Raw genomic sequence first — 19427 nt, 5'->3', positions numbered from 1 at the left:
ATCAACACCTCTTTTCAGAGCATCAATATTGCCACCAAAAGACCACTTAAAACGCCTAAGCTCTTGTACATTTTCTCGTACTTACTCTGGTCAAAACGCGCCTCTTCTTCGATACTTCTCATTTGTGTAACAGCTAGACGCAAGTGCTTCTGCTGGTCTTCCCGATCGGAGCTGCCGAGAACATAGCCTAAATTCAAGAGCACGTTCTTTTCATCCTGACGAAGTGAGGTTTCCTTCCAATGACGATTCAGTGAATGCTGCCAGCAAGTACTTGTCGCCATTCCCTCTGTCGACTGCAGCAGCTCGGCACCCGTCAGAAAAAAGTTACCTACCTCGGGTTGGACTCTTTTACCGATCTTGACAAATGCCCGGTAGAGTGGAGTCGCTCCATAAACTATTTCTGTCTCAAGCATCTGCAGAGATAAGATCCAGCTTCGCAACTGCTGCGGTCTCATCGCATAGTACTTAGCGATTTGCCAACCGACCATGGTGGCAGAGAATATGATAATGGCTGCTCCAATCAGCTTGACCATGCGACCTTCTCCTTTTCAAGCAGCTTTAACCCGGCATCGTATACACCACGAATCGTTCCTACTCCTGATGATCGATCGAGCACAACATAGCGGGAAAAAACTTGCTGACTGATCAGTTTGGCAATGGTGGGGCGCCGCATCATATCCTCAATTGTTGCGCCATGTGCCGAGCAAATCACGCTGACACCCGCATGGATGGCTTCCCAGATCGCTTCACTGTCCTCGCTTCTGCCGATTTCGTCCACGATGATCACGTCAGGAGACATGGACCTGATCATCATCATCATCCCCACTGCCTTCGGACAAGCATCGAGCACATCTGTACGAGGCCCTACATCTCGTTGAGGTACTCCATTGAGACAGCCTGCCAATTCTGAACGCTCGTCCACAATCGCCACTTTACGGCTGGAAGCATATTCGTTTCCGTAGCTGATCATACGTGCCAAGTCTCGAAGCAAGGTCGTTTTCCCACATTGTGGCGGTGAGAGAATCAAGGTGTTGCACACTTTGGAGTTATCTAAAAGTGAAGGCAATACTTTTGCTGCCACACCCTTTTTTTCTCGGGCGATCCGAATATTGAAGCTTGTTATATCGCGAATTCCTTTGATATCACCACGTTCGAGGACAACCTTACCTGCAATTCCGATTCGGTGCCCTCCCGTGATCGTGATATATCCTCTCTTCAACTCTTCTTCGAGTGCGTACAAGGAGTGTTGGCTGATTTGATTCAACAGCTTTGTTGCATTTTCTTCCGTGAAAATCCATCCGTTCCTGGCATTTGCCGTTAGCTGGCCTGTTGCTGTAATGAAGCTGACTTGTTGCGAGTACCGAATCTCAAGGGGGAGATTCTGCCTTAGCCGGATTTCCTCGATGTTCTCCCTTACAGCGGTGGGTAAAGCGGAAAGAATTTGGCGGATCGGAGCAGGTAGAATCGGTATTACTTCCTTCATCTCATTTCCCCCCTTTGTCCACATTTACTTATCTCATCCTATGCGGGGGTGGACGAGATTTATTCCAATAAAATACCCACTTGGCATAAGCAGAAATGGGTACACGTGGTAAAAAAAACTTCGAGATGTTTTTAACAGAAAAAAAAACCGGGAATCGACTCCCGGCTGTATCTTTATGTTGGATTTACTGCATGGATATCCTCTGTTGGCTCGATCACATAGTAATTGGAATGGCAGGTCGGACATTCGGTTTCAAAGATATAGGCATCCTCGCTATCGTCGAGGTCATAGAATTCCGTATCATCCTCGTCATCGTATACGGAATAGACCGTTACATCGTCATCCCCATCATCGTACACATTTTCATATAAATCATCATCGTCATCGAACAGAAACAGCTCCACATCGTTTAAGTCTTCATCAACAGCTTCCACATACTCTTCCGTCTCTTCCAATCGACGATAAACAGCTTTGACCTCACTTGTCAGCTCGTCCAAGACTTCGATCATTCCTGTCATGATCTTGCCCTCACGACTCGTCTCACCTAATTCCAGCCCGTCGGCTAGACCGCGCAGATAGGAAATACGCTTTTCCAAATATTCCATGGTGATCCCTCCTCGCACTTGTTTCAGATGTATTATCCCCATTGGAATGCGAGTTACCATTGGAAAAATATGTGTTACTCTCTTTTTTCCTACAGTATTATTTGCGAATCCCTATAAAAATCAGAGCAACACCCAAAAAGATGATCAGCATTTTGGAATAGTTGATTTTTTCAGCCATACCGACAAGCCCGATTGTCGTTGTAGAGAGCAAAATCAAGGGGCCTACCAATGCTAAGCCTGAATTGACCAGCAATGCCTTTTCTACCTGATTTAATTTCAGAATCAATATGGCTGCCATAATCTCGATGCTACCTGAGAGAATACGAAGAACAGCCATTCCCAAGACAGCTTTTTCAAACATCCCCTGTCCCCCCTCTACACAACTGTATGCACCTCAAGCTTAAATTAGTCTCGTCCATGTCACTCCAAAAGTTTGTCTCGCATAGGCTGTATGAAATGCAAAGAAAGAAATGAGGAGACACCATGATCGAAACACCAACTACACCATGGCCAGACGATTGGATCGATCCTTCCCAGGTGCGATGCAAGAAACCACGTCATGATGGATTAACCATGGTCATTGATAAGGGGCTCGGACTGCATGCCTTTCGGGATTTGCTGGAGACGGGAGGACCATACATTGATATATGTAAATTAGGCTTTGGCACTTCAGTGTTGTATACAGCATCACAGCTTCAGGAGAAGATCAAGGGTGCGATTCAACACCAGATGTACATCATGCCAGGTGGTACTTTTTTTGAGGTTGTCAGCCAATTTCATTCGGTTAGTGACTATCTACACTTCATCCATCAAGTTGGCTTCAATGCGGTGGAGATATCCGATGGCACATTTCCCATCCCAACGGAACAACGAGAAGAAGCCATTCGATTGGCCTGTGATCTCGGTCTGATGGTCTGTACAGAATATGGTAAGAAAGCGTCCAGTTTTGTCGCTGAGCTTGAGGAACTGATTCATACGGTAGAGGCAGATATACGCGCAGGTGCTTCCTTTGTCATTATTGAAGCAAGAGAAAGCGGGAATGTCGGAGTGTTTAACAAGGAAGGAGAATGCGATCTTTCTTTTGTGTCGGAAGTGATAAAAGCCGCAGGACCCTTTACGAGTCGACTGATTTGGGAGGCACCCAAGAAAGCACAGCAAGTAACTCTCCTTGATGCTGTCGGCTTTCAAGTTAACTTGGGCAATATTGCACCTTCTGACGTACTGTCGGTGGAAGCGTTGCGAAGAGGCCTGCGAGCGGATACATCTGCTGCGGTTATCGAGAGGAGATTGCGATCATGCGAATCGAAGTAGTACCGACAGTAGAAGAAATCCGGCAAGATCATATCAGCAACCATACTGTCGTCATGATTGATGTCCTCAGAGCGTCTAGCACCATTCTTACCGCCCTTGCCAACGGCTTTGAGCAGGTCATCCCTGTGGAGACAATTGGTCAGGCATACACCCTTCGCACCTCACAGACAATCCTTGCAGGTGAACGCCATTGCAAAAAAATATCCGATTTTGATTTCAACAACTCTCCTACCGAACTGGCGAAAGGGAACCATAAAGGATTTCAGCTTGTGCTAACTACTACAAACGGGACGAGAGCGATCCAAAAAGCAGAACGGTCTGCCCATCTCCTGATTGGTTCTTTTTTAAATGCGACGGCGTGCATGAGAGTGGCTGCCGAAAAAAAGCTGGATATAACTTTATACTGCGCCGGGTCGAGGCAAGAATTTGCCCTGGAGGATGGTCTTGCCGCCGGATGTATGATTCACAAGCTCAAAACTCTTCTGCCCAACATTCAGGTATGTGATTTGGGGGAAGCATTAGAGGCGAGCTATTTGTACGATGCTGACAAACTACCGCAGCGATTGCAGCAAACAACCACCGGAAGACGCTTGGTCCAACATCAATTCATGGCTGACCTAGCCTTCTGCGCTCAGGTTGACCTGTTTTCAATCGTTCCCGTTGTAAAAGAGAGACGCATACTCCCCCACCTTGTCTCATAGAAATGAAAAGGAGTACATGGGACAGGGGTTCGATTTGGCATGCAGATATTTTCTGGAGAAGTAATGTTGGTCATCCTGATCGTTGTCGGGCTAATTGGTCGATCACCGATAATTGCAACTGCAGCCAGTATGCTCTTGGTGTTAAAGCTCACTTCATTGGAACGGCTGTTTCCTTCGGTTGAGCGGAGGGGGTTGGAATTGGGATTGCTCTTTCTGACCATCTCCGTGCTAGTGCCGTTTGCCAGTGAAAAAATATCATGGCGTGATGTCATTCCCTTATTCACTACACTATTGGGAGTACTTGCTTTAGCAGGCGGGGCCATTGCGACGTACATGAACGGAAAAGGGCTAGATATGCTTCGCTCCGACCCCCAACTCATATTGGGACTGGTCATTGGTTCGATTATTGGCATCGTATTTTTCCGGGGAGTTCCCGTTGGTCCGCTGATGGCGGCAGGAATTACTGCCTTTTTGTTAAAGCTGTGGGAATGGATCGTCAAATAGTACGGATTGCAACAATAAAAGGCTGTCGACGGGACAACAATACCCTGTCAACAGCCTTTATTATTTCACTGATTATGCACGAGATACGTATGCCTCTGTACGTGTATCGATGATCAGCTTATCACCTTCATTAACGAAGAGAGGAACGTTAACTACGAAGCCTGTTTCCACAGTTGCTTTTTTCGTAACGTTACTTGCTGTATCGCCTTTTACGCCTGGCTCACACTCAGTTACCACGAGTTCAACTGTATTTGGAAGCTGAATACCAATCACTTCGTTGTTGTATTGCATAATATTTACGTTCATATTTTCTTTGAGGAAGTTCAACTCACGCTCGATTTGTTTACGAGTGAATGTCACTTGCTCAAAAGTTTCGGTATTCATGAAAGTGTAGTCGTCACCGCTGCCATACAAGTATTGCATCGTGCTTTGCTCGATACGTGCAGGGCTAACTTTTTCACCACCGCGGAATGTCATCTCTGTTACGTTGCCGTTACGGAGATTGCGAAGTTTTGAACGAACAAAAGCAGCGCCTTTACCCGGTTTTACGTGTTGGAATTCAAGTACGCTGTAAATGTTGTTATCAACTTCAATGGTTAAGCCAGTACGAAAGTCGTTAACTGAAATCATGATAAGCCTCCTAACAGATCTTCAACAAAAATATTATAATTTAGACAGGCAAAATGAGCAACTCTTTCGTTGATTTCGTCAGAATCTCAATGCCTGTTTCCGTGATGACCACATCATCTTCAATTCTCACTCCGCCTAAGCCTGAAATGTAAATACCCGGTTCGACGGTTACCACATTGCCCGGTTTTAATTCTGCTGCACTCACTGCAGACAAGTTTGGCGTCTCATGAACGAGCAGTCCAATTGAGTGACCAGTGGAATGGCCGTACGCTTCTGCATAGCCCGCATCCCGAATAATATCTCTCGTGAGCGCATCTGCTTCTTTCCCCGTCATACCTGGTTTCAGGTTCTCTACACAATTTAATTGTGCACGGAGAACGATATCGTAAATTTCCTTCATTTTCGGATCCGGTTCCCCGACAGAAACCGTTCTTGTGATATCAGAAATATATCCTTGATAGAGTGCACCGAAATCAAGAGTGACCATTTCTCCCGCCTGGATGATCTTGTCACTGGCAACTCCGTGTGGAAGAGCACCACGTACACCTGATGCAACAATGATATCGAAAGAAGAAGAAGTAGCACCAAGCTTGCGCATATAGAATTCCAGTTCGTTTGCAACTTCAATCTCACTTACACCTGGTTTGATAAACGTACAAATATGGGCAAAGGCAGCATCTGCGATACGTACTGCTTCTTTAATGATTGCAAGCTCTGATTCATCTTTCACTTCACGGAGGTGTTCAACGAGTCCATTTGTCGCAACAAGCTCCACGCCCTCGAATGCATTGCTCCACTCTTCAAACGTGCTGTACGTGATATGATTTTTTTCAAAAGCAAGTTTTTTCACGCCAAGCGCTTGCAATTGGTCAAGAATGGCTGGCAGTGTATTGCGCAAAGTATCGACAATCGTGAAGTCCTGTGCTTGTTCTGTCGCTTGGTCAATATAACGGAAATCGGTCAACAAAATGGCTTTATCTTGTGAAACAATTACCCAACCTGCTGAGCCGGTAAATCCGCTCAAATATCGACGGTTGATCTTGTAATCCGTAATAAACGCATCCACACTCTGTTCAACCAAGAACTTCCGCAAGTTTTCAAGACGTTTTTTCATAATCCCTCTCCCCTTCAATATCTGCTTTCTTATTTTGATTTCTCGTGCAAACGGCGAGCAAGTGCACGGACCGCCCACTCATATCCGTCACTTCCCAACCCGACAATCTGTCCGATTACCACGGGAGCGATGACAGAATGATGGCGAAATTCCTCTCTTGCATGTACATTGGAGAGGTGAACTTCGATGGTTGGCAAATTCACGGCAGCGATTGCATCACGTAAAGCGTAGCTATAGTGTGTAAATGCACCCGGATTCATAATGATCCCATCGTGAACACCCTTGGCCTCATGGATGGCATCAATCAATACTCCCTCATGATTGGACTGCTTATGTACGAGAGTAACACCAAGTTCTTGACACACCAGACCTAACCGTTCAACGATATCATCCAATGTCTCATAACCGTAAATCTCCGGTTCCCGCTTCCCCAACAAGTTCAGATTAGGTCCATTTAGCAACAATAATGAAGCCATGGCTCGCCCCCTCGGAAAAAAATTTTTTTGTTGTCATTTTACCATAGAAGCGAGCAAAAGTTGAATCATTATTCTTCACTAAACCGTTCGGCAGTAAGAGTCATTCCAATAAACAGGCCAAATGAAAGAAACCAGGCTAACTCGGTACTTAATGTGTTCATAGTCCACTCCATGATGTGAAAGAAAAAACCAAAAACGACCATAAATGCCAGACCATAAACAATACCCAACCACCAGATTTTTCGCCCACTCAATAGAATCGAATAAATGACAGTAGCAATAAGCGTGTAGAAAAATAAAAGCCCTATTCCGAGCACGATGGCGGTATACGAATCTTCTGCCGATGCGCCAATCAAGGGCCTTGAAAAAGCTCGGACACCATAAGGAGTAAAATTCAGGAAGAAGAAGACCATTCGAAACAGCCCCCAGAAAATCGCTCCCCAAAATGAAACTTCTATAATTTTTCTCCACTTGATTGGCTTCAATCGGACACCCTGAAAGAAGTCCTGTGAATCATTCATCATACCTCTCATCATCATCACCTCTTGTCTAGTATGCGCTGGAGGCAAAAAATCATTTCATACTCAAGAGTGAGATCGGCTCATTTTCAAGGTTGATTTCGTTGAAATTATACCCATAACCCTATCTACTGGTGGCATGAGACATAGGAAATAAGGTAATATAGTAGGAAAGGATGGTGATTTCTTTTGGCACAACAAAACGTTCCAGCATACGGTGGTCAAGCCGTCGTCGAAGGTGTCATGTTTGGCGGTAAAAAAGTAACCATCACTGCTATTCGACGGAAAAACCAAGAGATTGAATACTATGAAGAAGAACGCAAAGAACATAAATGGACGTCTCTTTTAAAGAAAGTTCCTTTTCTTCGCGGAGTTGTTGGGCTGGTTGAAGCCAGTGCTAATGGAGCCAAACATCTGAACTTTGCTACCGAACGTTATCATCTGGAATCGGATGAAGAACCTTCGCAGGGCCCTTCCAAGCTGACGATGATCCTCGGAGTAGCTGTGGTCGGTATCCTCTCCTTCTTGTTTGGAAAATTGCTATTCACACTCGTTCCCGTGTTTCTGGCAAAATTCCTCTTTGGGAAATGGGTTCCGGACGGTGTATGGCAAAACCTCGTGGAGGGTGGAATCAAACTTGTTCTGCTTCTCGTTTACATTTATCTGATTGCACAGACCCCGATGATCAAAAGACTATTCCAATATCACGGTGCTGAGCATAAAGTGATTAATGCCTATGAAGCTGGGGTAGAATTAACAGTAGCGAACGTACAGAAGTTTTCGACTCTGCATTATCGTTGTGGAAGCAGCTTTATTATTTTCACTGTATTGGTTGGGGTTCTCGTCTACTCCATGTTCACATATGAAACCATGCTCGAACGTGTAGTACAACGAATTGTATTGTTGCCGGTCGTAATCGGTCTCTCTTACGAAGTTCTGCAATGGACAAATCGCATGCGTGACTTGCCAGTGCTTCGCTTCCTTGGATACCCCGGATTGTGGCTACAAAAGGTGACAACTAGAGAACCTGATGATTCACAAGTGGAAGTAGCGATCGCTTCATTCAACAAGATGCGTGAACGTGATCAAGAATTACTTCAAAGCAATTACGCAACAACAGGTTAGTATTATTCCCTAAATCGAGGTGGGGACAATGTTGGCGAGGGTTTCACCTGTAATTTTGTTGATATTAATTCTGGCTATAATCGGTTTTGTCATTGAATTTATGCAAGATCCGATTAACATGATGATTATCCTGGGTCTCACTGCCGTAGTACTGTTCCTAGTCAAAAATTTTATGAAATCAGGCAAGTTTCTCCCTCAATTCTCAAAAGCAGCTCCTCCCAAACCTGTACGCACACCTGTGAAAAAAAGCAAAAGACACGTACCATTTCAAGTGATTGAGGGAAGCAAAGGAAAGAACAAAGAGAAAGAGAAAGACAAAGAAAAAGAACCTCGGATTTTTCATTAACACACCACACATAGAAAGCGGCCGCCTCAGGAAGAAGGCAGCCGCTTTTTTGCATCTCTATTTTTCAGATTTTCATTTTTTCTTGTGGGATCCTGCGGAATACTTCTACATACCGTTCGAAGTTCCACGTCTTTAGAAATTTCCTCGCTGCATTTTGACCCGATTCATACAATTGCACTCTCGTCTCTTTGGATAAATGAAACTGTGTCGTTCGAACACCTAATGTCGGTATAAAAATGGTCCGAACCGCATGAGCCGTCTGAATATGTTGCCTGTCGTGGGCATCCAGCATGGTTGTGAGTAACGCTTTACTGAAAGAAGCAATTCCTTTAATCTCTGCAGGCTGATCGACTTTATGCTCTTCGCTCAAGCGAAACCCAAACGTTGGCCATCTCGGCCGGTCGGGCACATCGAATAGCCAGACGGGAAAATTACTTAACAGGGCTCCATCTACGATCAGATGAGGTGCGTAATCTTTTGTAATCGTTGCTGGTTGAAAAAAATACGGGATGGATGAGCTCATACGTACCGCCTGTGCAATGGGAAACGTATCCGGATTAATCCCGAAAGTGCTGAGAGCATCCGGTAAGACAAGCATTTGACCGCCCGTAATATCGGAAGCAATGATCCGTAACTTTTCTTTCGGCAAATCCCCAAAGGTACGAATTCCCTTCTTTCTCAACAAACCATTCATGAATTCTTCTACCGGGTGCGCTGAATAGAGTCCCTTTTTCCAAAACAGATTGTACATGGGACCGACAATCGGGATCCGAGTCCATCCTGTCCGCCTCATGAACATGGAATAATCAAGCGTATCAAACACCTCATACAGCTCACGACTAGTATAGCCAGCACTTAGTAGAGCTGCTACGATTGATCCTGCCGATGTTCCCGCTAATTGATCCCAGACATAGCCATGCTCTTCCATCTCAGCCACGGCCCCAATCAAAGCAATACCTTTGACGCCGCCCCCTTCGAACACACCATCCGCTTTCACCCGCATCCCTCCTCTCTACAATATAGGAAGGTGAATAAAAAAAAGAACGCATGTAACTACCTGCGTTCCTGCACTTCTTCTTTCTGCTCGTCTTCCATTCGGATTCGTCGAAGTTCTGCTGCCCGTAATGGATCCTGGAGGAAATACTGCATCAAATATTCAATACACGTAATGGACTCCCAGCTTAAATGGTGTTCGATGCCTTCCACATCTTTATAAATATGTTCCTCATCCACACCAATCGTGCGTAAGAAATCCTCTAGTAACGCATGTCGGTCCACTAACCGCTTTCCGATTTTCTTCCCCTTGGAAGTAAGTACCAGACCACGATACTTTTCATATACTAGATATTTATCTTTATCAAGTTTTTGAACCATTTTGGTAACTGATGAAGGGTGTACTTCCAAGGCCTCGGCGATATCGGAGACGCGAGCATATCCTTTTTCTTCAATTAAGCTGTAAATTCTTTCTAAATAGTCTTCCATACTTGGAGTTGGCACACTAATCCCTCACTTTATCCGTATTACCAATTAAGCACGTAAAATCATAATACCGTGCTTCGTAGACATAAGGCAAGCTTAATAGTCACATATCCTGTCTGCCACTTGTTCTTATTTCTTCCTAATACCCATACACTTGTACCAAGCGCACTTCGAAATAAAGGATGATGCTTGATGAAGCTTGGGACGTGGCAGTTTGCTGGTTTGTTCACGTTAGCAATTCTTGGCGCCAATCATGTTAGTGGTGCTGAGTGGATGCGTTATTTTACCTATTATGGCAGTTGGGGAACAATCGGTCTTGTCTTGACAATACTTTTGATTACGTATTTAAGCAGTAAACTCGTGCGTCTCATCCACTTCTTACAAATCCGCTCCGTCTCAGAGCTTTTTCAATTGATCTTTGGGCCTGTCGTGAGCCCTGTTCTCACCTTTCTGTTTTATTGTATAACGATTGGTTTTTCTGCGTTTGTGCTTCAGGACCAGGTACAGCAGCTGTTTTCACTTGCGGGGATTGCACCTGTCATTTCTCTGTTGGTGTTTTTAGGTATACTTCTTTTCGCAGTAACTATTTCCATTCAGAACGTTAGTAAAGCTGCCCTTGTTGGTGTCATTTTAGCAATCATCTATGTCTTGCTTTTTTTCATAAAACAACCGCATATCCAATTGCCCAGCTTCGCCTATCAGTTTAATCTTTGGTGGGGGGTTCGAGCGCTATTTTTTACCTCTTCCCATCTTTTGCTTTCACTGGTTATCCTTATTCCTGCTGTCGCACGGATGTCAGATGTGCGTTTGGCTGCCAGGGGAGTATGGATCGGTGGCAGCTTTTTTGCACTTCTAGCTCTTCTATCTCATTTTGTCTTGCTGGCATTCTGGCATGATGTGAATGCAACTACACATCCTTTTTATGTTCTGAGTGCAAACCTGTTCCTCAGTGGTTTCTCACTCTTTCTGGTGATTTCAGCATTGCTTTGTTTACTTTATATTGCGATCTGGTCAGAGGGGCTCGCACACTTGGTTGCCATGCGTTTTGATATCAATCAACGGCCTTTGCAGATCTTGTTATTGGCAAGCATCGCGGGTATTTCGTTTATCTATGCTCTCAGTTTTTGGTTCGGTTTGTTCACCTACTTGTCTGCTGTATACTTTGGTTTATTCTTTCTCCTGTTTTTGATTCGGCATATATGGCGTGCTGCTAAAAAAAATAAATAAGAAAAGGTACGAGAACCAAATCTCGTACCTTTCTTTTTTACTTCTTGGTGTATTCAATTTGGAAAATTTCCCAACCATACAGATTCTTGCTGTTGTCGTTATATTTGATGTAATACACGACATCGTACAAACCGAGTGAATTTTCATTATACTCGCCACGTACCTTGAATTCTGTGGTGTGTTCATCCGAGATGGTCAATACACCTTTGTAATCATGCAAAAAGACTTTTTGTACACCAAGTTTAGTTGCAGCATCTTGCAAATTATTCAACGCATCTTGCTGGAAGTAATTCGCAGCGGTTGGGCTGTTCTTTTTGTAAGCGTATGTTGCTGCAGTCAGGAAGAAGTTTAATTTGTCAATTTTGGTTTGCTGTGTAATCTTGCGCAAGTAGACATCATGCAATCTTTTCAATGTTACGGCAAATTCTGCACGAGTCATTTTCTTAGCAGGCTCCAACACTTTTTCATTCGGTGTATAGATCGCATATTCCTGAAGCGCAGTGGCATATGGTGATATCGTATCCGTGTATTTCGTCGGTTGTTTCCACGCATAGAAGCTGTCAAAACGGGCTTCTACATCCCAAGGCTTCACGTTGAAGGAATGGGCAATGTACGGTGATAGCACATGGAAGAAAACAGCACTTGCTTCTTCACGAGAGAGTGGCTGGTTGAGTTGCGGTCCTGTTACTGACCAGGTATGCCACGTTTTTTCTGTGTTTTTCATTTTCTTGCCATTTGCTGAAAGATGCAGATAATACAGCAAGTTCTCTGCTGGGTTGTACTTGATGTACATCCGTTGATTCGTATAAAACATGCTGTTCAAATTGCCAAACAACTGTTTTGCTTCTGCTGCTGACCAATGCTTGCCATCGATACGATTGGTAGCAAGTGGATCCGCATAGTTACCAAACGTCGCAGTGAACACTCGATTAATCAACACGAGCGCTTCACCACGCGAAACAAGTGCATTTGGTTGAAACTCATTTTTATAACCGTTATACACACCCAGCGCAGACAGATAGTCGACGTATTCTTTGGCCCAATGTCCCTGAAGGTCTTTAAACACTGGAGCTGCTGTGGTGGTAGATGCACCAACACTTGCTGTTGGTACCAGTAAGGCAAATACAAAGAAAAAAACCAATAATTTCCTTAACATGGATGCTCCCTCCAAACAAAAATATACAATCATAAGTATACCGAATAGAGCAGGAACTTTCATCCAATTTTTAGATTTTTTTATTTATAAATTTAACTATTTATAAATGTAACTATCAGAAATGTGCGACACGGTTACGTCCACCTTGTTTGGCTTGATACAGTGCCTGATCGGCGTGCTCCACCAGTTGTTCATGTCGTTGATCCTTCGTCATGAAGAGAGAAGCAACACCCAGACTGACCGTAACGTGTTCACTTACTACTGATGCAAAATGCGGAATCTGTAATAATTCCACTGTTCTCCGCAATTCGTGTGCGATAAGGATAGCTTGCTCTACTTTATGATCTGGCAGAAGGATGGCGAGTTCTTCTCCACCGTAACGTGTCAGGAGTCCATTAACCCGATTAACTTTTTCATCCAACGCTTTCGCTACTTGCATTAAACAGTTATCCCCTGCTTGATGACCGTACGTGTCGTTGAATTCTTTGAAGCAGTCGATATCCAGCATGATCAAAGACAGGTCTTGTTGGCGGTACAAGGCCTCTTCAGTAAGCATCGGCAGCTTTTGGTCAAACACCCGGCGATTGGCAATGCCCATCAAACTGTCAATACTGCTCAAATGTTGCAGGTACTGATTCTCATAATACAGACGTTTTTCCCACTCTCTTTGGACAGTAACATCCCTGAAAACAACAATATACGCAGGCATGCCTTGATACATCAGGTAAGTCATTTTCCCCTCTACATCTATTTTTTTGCCAGAGGGTAGATGTAGCTGAAATTGAAGAAGCTCTTGTTGCTTCATCTCTTCCTTTGTCACAACAGTATTGGTATCCAATGAAATCAAGCTGGTGGATTGAATGAAATCCTCCAGTTTGCTCCCAATCAATTGTTGGGGATGATTCAATTCGAACAATTTGGCACCCTTATCATTCGTCAGGACGACCTCGCCATTCTGCACAACCAACAGTGCCTCTGGTGATAGTTCAACCAAATGGCGATAGCATTCTTCACTTTGAGCAAGTAAGTACATCTTGTTTTGAATGGTCGTGACCATTTTGGTGAATGCATCGCTTAGCTGACGAAACTCTCGTGGGGCTTTGCGAAAATGAGCGGGATTAAAAGTGATCTGGTAATTTCCCTTCTCAATCTGTTCTGCAGCTCGTTGGAGACTGAACAGTGATTCTCTTATCGTTTCCACCAGATTATAAATAATGGTTGCCCCGATCAGCATGACTAGGATGGCGCTCACACTGATCATCAACAGTTTTTGGTTAAACGAAGTGAAAACTTCTTGCTTGGTGATTTCACTGATTAAGAGCCACTTATGCTGGTTCACCCAAGCATATGAGCCATAGACTTCATTATCTACATAATTAAAATAACTTTTTTTGATCTGATCATCTGATAATGCTGCATCAAAGACAGGACTGGTCACACGGTACTGCAATCGGGTCGAGAACTTAACTTTTCCCTGATCAATCAGATTCTTGGTATATCTCGATTCCGTAAGCATGGTTCCATCCTGATTCAAGAGGTATGTTTCTGATGATAGTCCTTCACGAAAGTGAGTAATTAATTCTTCAATGGAGCGGATATAGACAGTTCCAACGATCACTCCCTTGAACTGGAGCTGCTCATCTAGCACTGGTGCAGTGAACAAAACGACTGGTCTGCCCATAGTTTTATCGATCATCACTTCACTGACGAATTCCTTGCCATTTTGGGCTGCATGAAAATAGTCTTCGCCAGACACATCAATCCATTGACTGCCATTGGTATCAACCGCACGAATACCAGCAGCATTGACAAAAGACAGGGAATAGAATTCCCGTTGTTGCGCTTGAAATGAAAACAGGTCGCTTCGTAAATCCTCCATTATCAATTGCTTTGTTCCAAAAAATTTGGCTAATCCACGAATATCAGAAGACCGCTCGTCCAACCACTTCTCGATAAATTCCTTTTTGATGTTGATTGATTGTGATAGTCTCTTCTGAATATTTTGTTCTTCTCGCTGGTACTCCAGAATAGAAAAAGGAACCATCGTTACGAATATAATTACTACCATTAGTAAAAAATTCCAAAAGCGCAATCTGTTTCGAAGTGTATCCAATTGGATGAAGTTTGCGATTCGTCTGAACATTCGTTTCACCCCTCGCTCATTTCGATACCGATAATGAGCAATCATTCTGTTAATTCTACGCTCGTAATTGTAAAAAGAGATGTTCAATTCGTTATATCATTCTAACATAGGTGCGCAACTTTTGTCGAAATATGTCTAATTACTGGTTGATTGTGTACGAACTGGGTTCTCTCTCCTGCCGTATTGTGTATGAGGATGACTTACAAAGGGGGATCAATCCTGCATGGGCAGAATCCAGCGAGTTTTTAATAAATGGTCAAAGGCAAAATTGGTGATGAAACACGGTGAACTGAACAATTATCATCCGAAAACAAAATACCTCTCCGAAGGCAGTCTGCATCAGATGTTGAAAGACTACAATATGGTCTATATCAAGCCTGTGTACGGGATGCACGGAAAAGGCGTAATGCGCCTGGATCGCAAAAATAGTGGCTATCGGCTACGATCAGGATCCAGCAAAAGGAAATTCTCTTCTTATTCGTCCCTCTATCAAAAAGTCAGGAATACAATTAAAAAGAAGCCGTATATGGTGCAAAAAGGTATTCGCTTGATGAAATATCAGAATTGTTCGTTTGACGTCCGTGTAATGATCCAGAAAAACAATCAAAAGCACTGGGAGTACAGTGGCATGCTCTGCAGGGTTGCCAACCCCAAAGGAATTGTAACCAATCTGGTACGTGGCGGACGTGTCATGCCTGTCGATCGATTGCTACAGCTTTATCTTTCTACAAAAAAGAGCGACGAATTAAAAGCGAAAATGAAGAAAATCGGTTTGAAAACCGCTTACCATTTTCAAAAGAGGTACCCGGGAATCAAAGAACTTGGGCTGGATATCGCAATCGATCGGGAGGGTAAGCCGTGGATACTGGAAGTAAACACAATGCCTGATTTATATTTGTTCTCCCGCTTATCCGACAAGAAAATGTTTCGACGCATTATAAAAAACGCCAAAGACTACGGACGTATGTAACGAAAAAAAAAGGCTATTTCAGAGAGATTGTTTCCTCTTTTGGGCAATGGACATACCATACGCAGAGGATTCCTCATTCTCATGAAATAGCCTAATAGAGAAAAATATGGGATTGAACTACTTGTAGTATACTAATAATACAAAACATTTTCAATTAAAAAGTATGTTTTCACAATAAAAAAAGACTGGCCACGAATTGACCAGTCTTTTTTTGATTAACGATTTACCAGAGAAAATGCCTTTTTTACTTCGTTAAAGGAAAGTACCATTGAGTCAAAAAGTTTTCCGTCAGCACTTGTCATCTCAAAAGGATTGGATTGTGGCATCGCTACCACGAAGACTTGAGATGCATCTTCCATGAGAACTTCTCCGATTGGTGGTCCTTCTTCTGCTGCAATTTTCTTCCACTCTTGCTTATCTAAAACCATGATTGTGAATAGTGATTGAGAATCTTCAGGATTTTGAGGTTGATAGGCAAATTCAACTACATGCTTTGCAAAGGAGTAGTTTTCTTTGATTTCTTTATCCGTAAACTCATGTATGGCATAATGTCCATTCCAATGCGCAGGGATCTGGAATCCAAAGTTTGCTGCTTTGTTCGAATATAAATTGGTTTCTTGTTCTAATGAATTTGGTACTTTGCGGAAATTCTGAACTTGATCGAGGTTTGTTCCCCACATCAACTGATCGCCGTCCACTACAAATTCAAGCGTACTCGCTTTGTTTTCACTAATGAGGAAAACTGAGTTAGATGACAAGAAATGATACGTTCCCACCGCAACACCCGCTCGCAATAACTGACCGTCTGGTGTTAGCTCCATTTTTGTTCCCTTTTTTTGATCTTCCCATTGACCATATATGGCAAATGTTTCTGGCAAAATGCTTGATACCTGGGTTAACTCCCACTGTTGCTTGTTCCATTTCCATATAGAAGAAAGATAGACACGAGTATCAGCATTTGCCTTGCCAACAATTCGTTCCAGGCCCTGCAATTCGTATACACCGTCCTGATTGAGGTCGATTGGACGAACTGACGTAAAAGCTTCAACCAATCCCACCTTTTGATCAGGGCTTATTCCTGGCAAAGGCAATTCTTTCAGGTTTCCATTATTCATCGTATACAGATGAGATGTAGAGAATCCTCCACTTCCGCCTGTATCCGCCGATACCAACAAATCAGCTTTCTTGTCACCAGTGAAATCGATGAGTGACAGTTTCGGCTCATAACCGCCATCTCCTACAAGCAGCGTCTCTTTCTGGTGTGTTGTCTGATTTTCTACTACAACTTGCAATTCTTCATAGTAAACCGTACTATCCTGAAATTTTTTCCCGAGCAACGTAATGTTCTCAGCCTTTTGATCACCAGTTACATCTGCTTGTAATGAAACAATGGGCTTCATGCCTTCAGGTACGTTGACCCCGGCAGCAGCTTTATCTGTTGTAGCTGCGACGTTTGGCTGGCTGAGTGCATGCACACCGCCTGCTCCCAACAGAGAAGTTACGATAATGCTTGTTGCTAATAAAGAATACGTTCTTTTCATATGTGTTTCCCTCTCTTTCTTCTTATACTTCTGTTATACCTTTTTCTATCCGAGAGAGGGTTACAAAAAGGTTACAGCTTACATGCTGGTATGAGAACACAAACTTCTGTTCCTTTTCCTTCTGTACTGTGAATGGACAGTTCTCCCTGATGAAGGGTCAATATCTCTTTGCAGATCGCCAAACCCAGCCCACTACCCGATTGATTGGACTTACCTTTATAGAACTTGCCGGTTACTTTGGGCAAATCTTCAGACGAGATGCCCGCTCCGTTATCGGAGAATCGAGTGAGGACATAACCTCCCTCCCCCCACGCTTTCACTTGGATCATTCCGTCTGCTCGGTGTCTGGTAAATTTCACGGCATTATCAATAATGTTAATACATACTTGCTTCAGCCGATTCATATCGCCCATCACGAGAAGGGGCTCATCGCCTATTTCAAATGAGAAAGAGATTGTACCTCCCGGACGAAATCCATACTGATGACGGACTTCCTCCAGAACATGGCGCAAATCAATCAGATGAAGCTCCATTTTCATTTCACCTGACTGAAACCGTGAGAAATCGAGCAATTCTTCTACCAGTCCAGCTAATCGGTCTGTTTCTCGTGAAATTACCTGCAACCCTTGTGTCGTCTCCTGTTTATCGTCCAAATCACCTGTTAAGAGCGTCTCACTCCATCCTTTAACCGAGGTGAGTGGCGTACGCAATTCATGAGATACAGAAGAAATAAAATCGCTTTTAAGCTTTTCATTTTTGACCAGTTCATCAGCCATATAGTTAAAAGTGGCCCCAAGTTTGCCAATCTCATCGGTGCTATCCGTTCTGATTCGTGATGTGAAGTCTCCCTTCGCCATTAAGGCAGCTATTTGGGTCAATTCCTGGATGGGTTCCACGATTCTTCGAGACATGAGCAAGCTAATCAAGATAAAAGCGGCAATCACCACAATTCCGATCACGACTGAAATTAGCGTAATTTGATTGACAGCTTCTTCTATGGATTCCATTGACACGGAATAGCGCAACACTCCGATTGTCGTATCCATATCTCTCAGTGGATTCGATACGGCTAGAACGCTTTCCCCAGTGCTCTGCACTTGTCCCGACCAAACACCAGTCTGACCTCGGAGCGCTTCTTGTACATCCTGTGTAACAATTCGATCAGACGAAACATACCCATACGACTGACGGATTATGTTCCCCTGCCAATCAATGATTTCTACCTTTGCCGACTCATTCGCCGGGATACTCTCCAAAATGTAATGGGCTTTTTCACTAAGTTTATAACCCGGGATATACGTGTTGAAAAAAGACGTTGAGGTAACGGCACGATTGACAAGAGCTTCTTTTGCACTCGTAAAATAGTACAGATGAACCGATGCGAGGAATAGCCCTTCGAAGATAGCAACTATCAATATAATGATGAGTGTGAAGCGAAGAGCCAGCTTGCGTTTGATACTACCTGAGAAATTCCTCATAACGTGCTATTCCTTTCTCCATAGATACCCGACTCCCCAAACCGTCTGAATAAATTGCGGCTGAGAGGAATCTTCCTCAATCTTTTGGCGTATGCGCCGAATATTGACATCGACAATTTTCAGATCACCAATGTAGTGCTTTCCCCAGATGTGATTCAAGATCTGATCTCTGCTGATCGCTTTGTTGGGATGTTCAACAAACAACTGTATAATCTGGAATTCCGTTGGAGTCAGTTCAACCTCCTTGGAATGCTTGAACAATTTGTGTTCATCAAGGGAGAGGGTGAATGGTCCTATTGTCAGTTGGTTCAACACCTCATGCTTATCATCCGGGAGTGGTACTAGTTGGAGTCGACGCTGCAATGATTTTACCCGGGCAACCAATTCGGCAGGACTGAACGGTTTTACAACATAATCATCGGCACCTACTTCCAGACCCTCTACCTTGTCGGTTTCCTGCCCCTTGGCGGTCAACATAATAATTCCCATTCTCGGATACTCATTTCTCAGTTTCTGACAAACCTCCAATCCAGAGATGCCAGGGAGCATCACATCCAGAATGGCTATTTGTACCACTTCACCTGCTCCAACCAGTTCGAGTGCTTCTTCACCAGTCGATG

The 19427-nt window shown here is 43.8% G+C and carries 22 protein-coding genes; 7 read left to right on the top strand and 15 right to left on the bottom strand.

Translation table 11 applies throughout. The annotated features are described in order from the left end of the window. Nucleotides 1–14 precede the first annotated feature (14 nt). The 4 genes from spoIIIAB to ACPW7N_RS02920 form a co-directional block, all read right to left on the bottom strand. The gene (gene spoIIIAB, locus ACPW7N_RS02935; RefSeq protein ID WP_425649516.1) at nucleotides 15–533 is read right to left on the bottom strand and encodes a stage III sporulation protein SpoIIIAB; all 519 of its coding nucleotides are present in this window, start codon (nucleotides 531–533) and stop codon (nucleotides 15–17) included. Then, nucleotides 521–1483 (bottom strand): stage III sporulation protein AA, encoded by a 963-nt coding sequence (gene spoIIIAA / locus ACPW7N_RS02930; RefSeq protein ID WP_425649515.1) that lies wholly within the window; start codon nucleotides 1481–1483, stop codon nucleotides 521–523. The genes spoIIIAB and spoIIIAA overlap by 13 nt, the downstream gene beginning before the upstream one ends. Nucleotides 1484–1656: 173 nt before the next feature. Then, a complete protein-coding gene (locus ACPW7N_RS02925; protein WP_425649514.1) occupies nucleotides 1657–2088 on the bottom strand; it encodes a CD1247 N-terminal domain-containing protein in 432 nt (143 codons plus the stop codon). Nucleotides 2089–2185: 97 nt separating this feature from the next. Then, nucleotides 2186–2449 (bottom strand): YqhV family protein, encoded by a 264-nt coding sequence (locus ACPW7N_RS02920; protein ID WP_425649513.1) that lies wholly within the window; start codon nucleotides 2447–2449, stop codon nucleotides 2186–2188. Nucleotides 2450–2571: 122 nt separating this feature from the next. Between ACPW7N_RS02920 and comA the strand changes: the two genes are divergently transcribed. The 3 genes from comA to ACPW7N_RS02905 are packed head-to-tail and all read left to right on the top strand — an operon-like array spanning nucleotide 2572 to nucleotide 4604. After that, complete coding sequence (gene comA / locus ACPW7N_RS02915) at nucleotides 2572–3399, top strand: phosphosulfolactate synthase (RefSeq protein WP_425649512.1); 828 nt, start codon at nucleotides 2572–2574, stop codon at nucleotides 3397–3399. Further along, a complete protein-coding gene (locus ACPW7N_RS02910; RefSeq protein WP_425649511.1) occupies nucleotides 3384–4100 on the top strand; it encodes a 2-phosphosulfolactate phosphatase in 717 nt (238 codons plus the stop codon). Before comA ends, ACPW7N_RS02910 begins: the two co-directional genes overlap by 16 nt. Nucleotides 4101–4145: 45 nt before the next feature. Beyond that, entirely contained in the window at nucleotides 4146–4604 is a 459-nt protein-coding gene (locus tag ACPW7N_RS02905; protein WP_425649714.1) for a DUF441 domain-containing protein, read from the top strand. A 72-nt stretch (nucleotides 4605–4676) separates the two neighbouring features. On the opposite strand, the gene efp is transcribed toward ACPW7N_RS02905, so the two are convergent. The 4 genes from efp to ACPW7N_RS02885 all read right to left on the bottom strand — a co-directional run bounded on the left by efp (nucleotide 4677) and on the right by ACPW7N_RS02885 (nucleotide 7360). After that, entirely contained in the window at nucleotides 4677–5234 is a 558-nt protein-coding gene (gene efp, locus ACPW7N_RS02900; RefSeq protein WP_425649510.1) for an elongation factor P, read from the bottom strand. Nucleotides 5235–5274: 40 nt separating this feature from the next. After that, nucleotides 5275–6348: a M24 family metallopeptidase gene (locus tag ACPW7N_RS02895; RefSeq protein WP_425649509.1), complete on the bottom strand. Its 1074-nt coding sequence runs from the start codon at nucleotides 6346–6348 to the stop codon at nucleotides 5275–5277. A gap of 29 nt (nucleotides 6349–6377) precedes the next feature. After that, the gene (gene aroQ, locus ACPW7N_RS02890; protein ID WP_425649508.1) at nucleotides 6378–6824 is read right to left on the bottom strand and encodes a type II 3-dehydroquinate dehydratase; all 447 of its coding nucleotides are present in this window, start codon (nucleotides 6822–6824) and stop codon (nucleotides 6378–6380) included. A 68-nt stretch (nucleotides 6825–6892) separates the two neighbouring features. After that, on the bottom strand, nucleotides 6893–7360 hold the full coding sequence (locus ACPW7N_RS02885; RefSeq protein ID WP_425649507.1) for a YqhR family membrane protein: 468 nt from the start codon (nucleotides 7358–7360) through the stop codon (nucleotides 6893–6895). A gap of 171 nt (nucleotides 7361–7531) precedes the next feature. Here ACPW7N_RS02885 and ACPW7N_RS02880 point away from each other — a divergent pair, with 171 nt between their 5' ends. Beyond that, entirely contained in the window at nucleotides 7532–8467 is a 936-nt protein-coding gene (locus tag ACPW7N_RS02880; RefSeq protein WP_425649506.1) for a DUF1385 domain-containing protein, read from the top strand. Nucleotides 8468–8495: 28 nt separating this feature from the next. Beyond that, nucleotides 8496–8813 carry a hypothetical protein gene (locus ACPW7N_RS02875; RefSeq protein ID WP_425649505.1) on the top strand — a complete coding sequence of 106 codons (318 nt, stop codon included), beginning with the start codon at nucleotides 8496–8498 and terminating at the stop codon, nucleotides 8811–8813. Nucleotides 8814–8877: 64 nt separating this feature from the next. Here ACPW7N_RS02875 and ACPW7N_RS02870 read toward each other — a convergent pair whose 3' ends face one another. Both ACPW7N_RS02870 and mntR read right to left on the bottom strand, forming a co-directional pair. After that, nucleotides 8878–9810, bottom strand: a complete 933-nt coding sequence (locus ACPW7N_RS02870; RefSeq protein WP_425649504.1) for a patatin-like phospholipase family protein — start codon at nucleotides 9808–9810, stop codon at nucleotides 8878–8880. Nucleotides 9811–9866: 56 nt separating this feature from the next. Next, on the bottom strand, nucleotides 9867–10310 hold the full coding sequence (gene mntR, locus ACPW7N_RS02865) for a transcriptional regulator MntR (RefSeq protein WP_425649503.1): 444 nt from the start codon (nucleotides 10308–10310) through the stop codon (nucleotides 9867–9869). 174 nt (nucleotides 10311–10484) lie between these two features. On the opposite strand from mntR, the gene ACPW7N_RS02860 reads away from it, so the two are divergent. Further along, the gene (locus tag ACPW7N_RS02860) at nucleotides 10485–11519 is read left to right on the top strand and encodes a hypothetical protein (RefSeq protein ID WP_425649502.1); all 1035 of its coding nucleotides are present in this window, start codon (nucleotides 10485–10487) and stop codon (nucleotides 11517–11519) included. Nucleotides 11520–11556: 37 nt separating this feature from the next. Here ACPW7N_RS02860 and ACPW7N_RS02855 read toward each other — a convergent pair whose 3' ends face one another. Then, nucleotides 11557–12675, bottom strand: coding sequence for an S-layer homology domain-containing protein (locus ACPW7N_RS02855; protein ID WP_425649501.1), 1119 nt, complete (start codon nucleotides 12673–12675; stop codon nucleotides 11557–11559). 115 nt (nucleotides 12676–12790) lie between these two features. Then, on the bottom strand, nucleotides 12791–14818 hold the full coding sequence (locus ACPW7N_RS02850) for a diguanylate cyclase (protein WP_425649500.1): 2028 nt from the start codon (nucleotides 14816–14818) through the stop codon (nucleotides 12791–12793). Between the two features lie 223 nt (nucleotides 14819–15041). Here ACPW7N_RS02850 and ACPW7N_RS02845 point away from each other — a divergent pair, with 223 nt between their 5' ends. Further along, entirely contained in the window at nucleotides 15042–15788 is a 747-nt protein-coding gene (locus tag ACPW7N_RS02845; RefSeq protein ID WP_425649498.1) for a YheC/YheD family protein, read from the top strand. A 215-nt stretch (nucleotides 15789–16003) separates the two neighbouring features. Here ACPW7N_RS02845 and ACPW7N_RS02840 read toward each other — a convergent pair whose 3' ends face one another. From ACPW7N_RS02840 to ACPW7N_RS02830, 3 genes are all read right to left on the bottom strand, one after another. Next, nucleotides 16004–17329 carry a hypothetical protein gene (locus tag ACPW7N_RS02840; RefSeq protein ID WP_425649497.1) on the bottom strand — a complete coding sequence of 442 codons (1326 nt, stop codon included), beginning with the start codon at nucleotides 17327–17329 and terminating at the stop codon, nucleotides 16004–16006. A gap of 71 nt (nucleotides 17330–17400) precedes the next feature. Further along, nucleotides 17401–18807 carry a sensor histidine kinase gene (locus ACPW7N_RS02835; RefSeq protein WP_425649496.1) on the bottom strand — a complete coding sequence of 469 codons (1407 nt, stop codon included), beginning with the start codon at nucleotides 18805–18807 and terminating at the stop codon, nucleotides 17401–17403. Nucleotides 18808–18813: 6 nt separating this feature from the next. Next, the coding region (locus ACPW7N_RS02830) for a response regulator transcription factor (RefSeq protein ID WP_425649495.1) at nucleotides 18814–19427 on the bottom strand (614 nt) is incomplete at its 5' end.

The organism is Brevibacillus nigriterrae, assembly GCF_049846925.1.
Classification (GTDB): domain Bacteria; phylum Bacillota; class Bacilli; order Brevibacillales; family Brevibacillaceae; genus Brevibacillus_H.
Note: the sequence above shows the minus strand (reverse complement) of the source record. Positions and strands in the feature narration are given on the sequence as shown.

Excerpts from the sequence above, each read along its gene's own strand:
- spoIIIAB (WP_425649516.1), bottom strand. The coding sequence starts at position 533 with ATGGTCAAGCTGATTGGAGCAGCCATTATCATATTCTCTGCCACCATG.
- spoIIIAA (WP_425649515.1), bottom strand. The coding sequence starts at position 1,483 with ATGAAGGAAGTAATACCGATTCTACCTGCTCCGATCCGCCAAATTCTT.
- ACPW7N_RS02925 (WP_425649514.1), bottom strand. The coding sequence starts at position 2,088 with ATGGAATATTTGGAAAAGCGTATTTCCTATCTGCGCGGTCTAGCCGAC.
- ACPW7N_RS02920 (WP_425649513.1), bottom strand. The coding sequence starts at position 2,449 with ATGTTTGAAAAAGCTGTCTTGGGAATGGCTGTTCTTCGTATTCTCTCA.
- comA (WP_425649512.1), top strand. The coding sequence starts at position 2,572 with ATGATCGAAACACCAACTACACCATGGCCAGACGATTGGATCGATCCT.
- ACPW7N_RS02910 (WP_425649511.1), top strand. The coding sequence starts at position 3,384 with ATGCGAATCGAAGTAGTACCGACAGTAGAAGAAATCCGGCAAGATCAT.
- efp (WP_425649510.1), bottom strand. The coding sequence starts at position 5,234 with ATGATTTCAGTTAACGACTTTCGTACTGGCTTAACCATTGAAGTTGAT.
- ACPW7N_RS02895 (WP_425649509.1), bottom strand. The coding sequence starts at position 6,348 with ATGAAAAAACGTCTTGAAAACTTGCGGAAGTTCTTGGTTGAACAGAGT.
- aroQ (WP_425649508.1), bottom strand. The coding sequence starts at position 6,824 with ATGGCTTCATTATTGTTGCTAAATGGACCTAATCTGAACTTGTTGGGG.
- ACPW7N_RS02885 (WP_425649507.1), bottom strand. The coding sequence starts at position 7,360 with ATGATGAGAGGTATGATGAATGATTCACAGGACTTCTTTCAGGGTGTC.
- ACPW7N_RS02875 (WP_425649505.1), top strand. The coding sequence starts at position 8,496 with ATGTTGGCGAGGGTTTCACCTGTAATTTTGTTGATATTAATTCTGGCT.
- ACPW7N_RS02860 (WP_425649502.1), top strand. The coding sequence starts at position 10,485 with ATGAAGCTTGGGACGTGGCAGTTTGCTGGTTTGTTCACGTTAGCAATT.
- ACPW7N_RS02855 (WP_425649501.1), bottom strand. The coding sequence starts at position 12,675 with ATGTTAAGGAAATTATTGGTTTTTTTCTTTGTATTTGCCTTACTGGTA.
- ACPW7N_RS02850 (WP_425649500.1), bottom strand. The coding sequence starts at position 14,818 with ATGTTCAGACGAATCGCAAACTTCATCCAATTGGATACACTTCGAAAC.
- ACPW7N_RS02845 (WP_425649498.1), top strand. The coding sequence starts at position 15,042 with ATGGGCAGAATCCAGCGAGTTTTTAATAAATGGTCAAAGGCAAAATTG.
- ACPW7N_RS02840 (WP_425649497.1), bottom strand. The coding sequence starts at position 17,329 with ATGAAAAGAACGTATTCTTTATTAGCAACAAGCATTATCGTAACTTCT.
- ACPW7N_RS02835 (WP_425649496.1), bottom strand. The coding sequence starts at position 18,807 with ATGAGGAATTTCTCAGGTAGTATCAAACGCAAGCTGGCTCTTCGCTTC.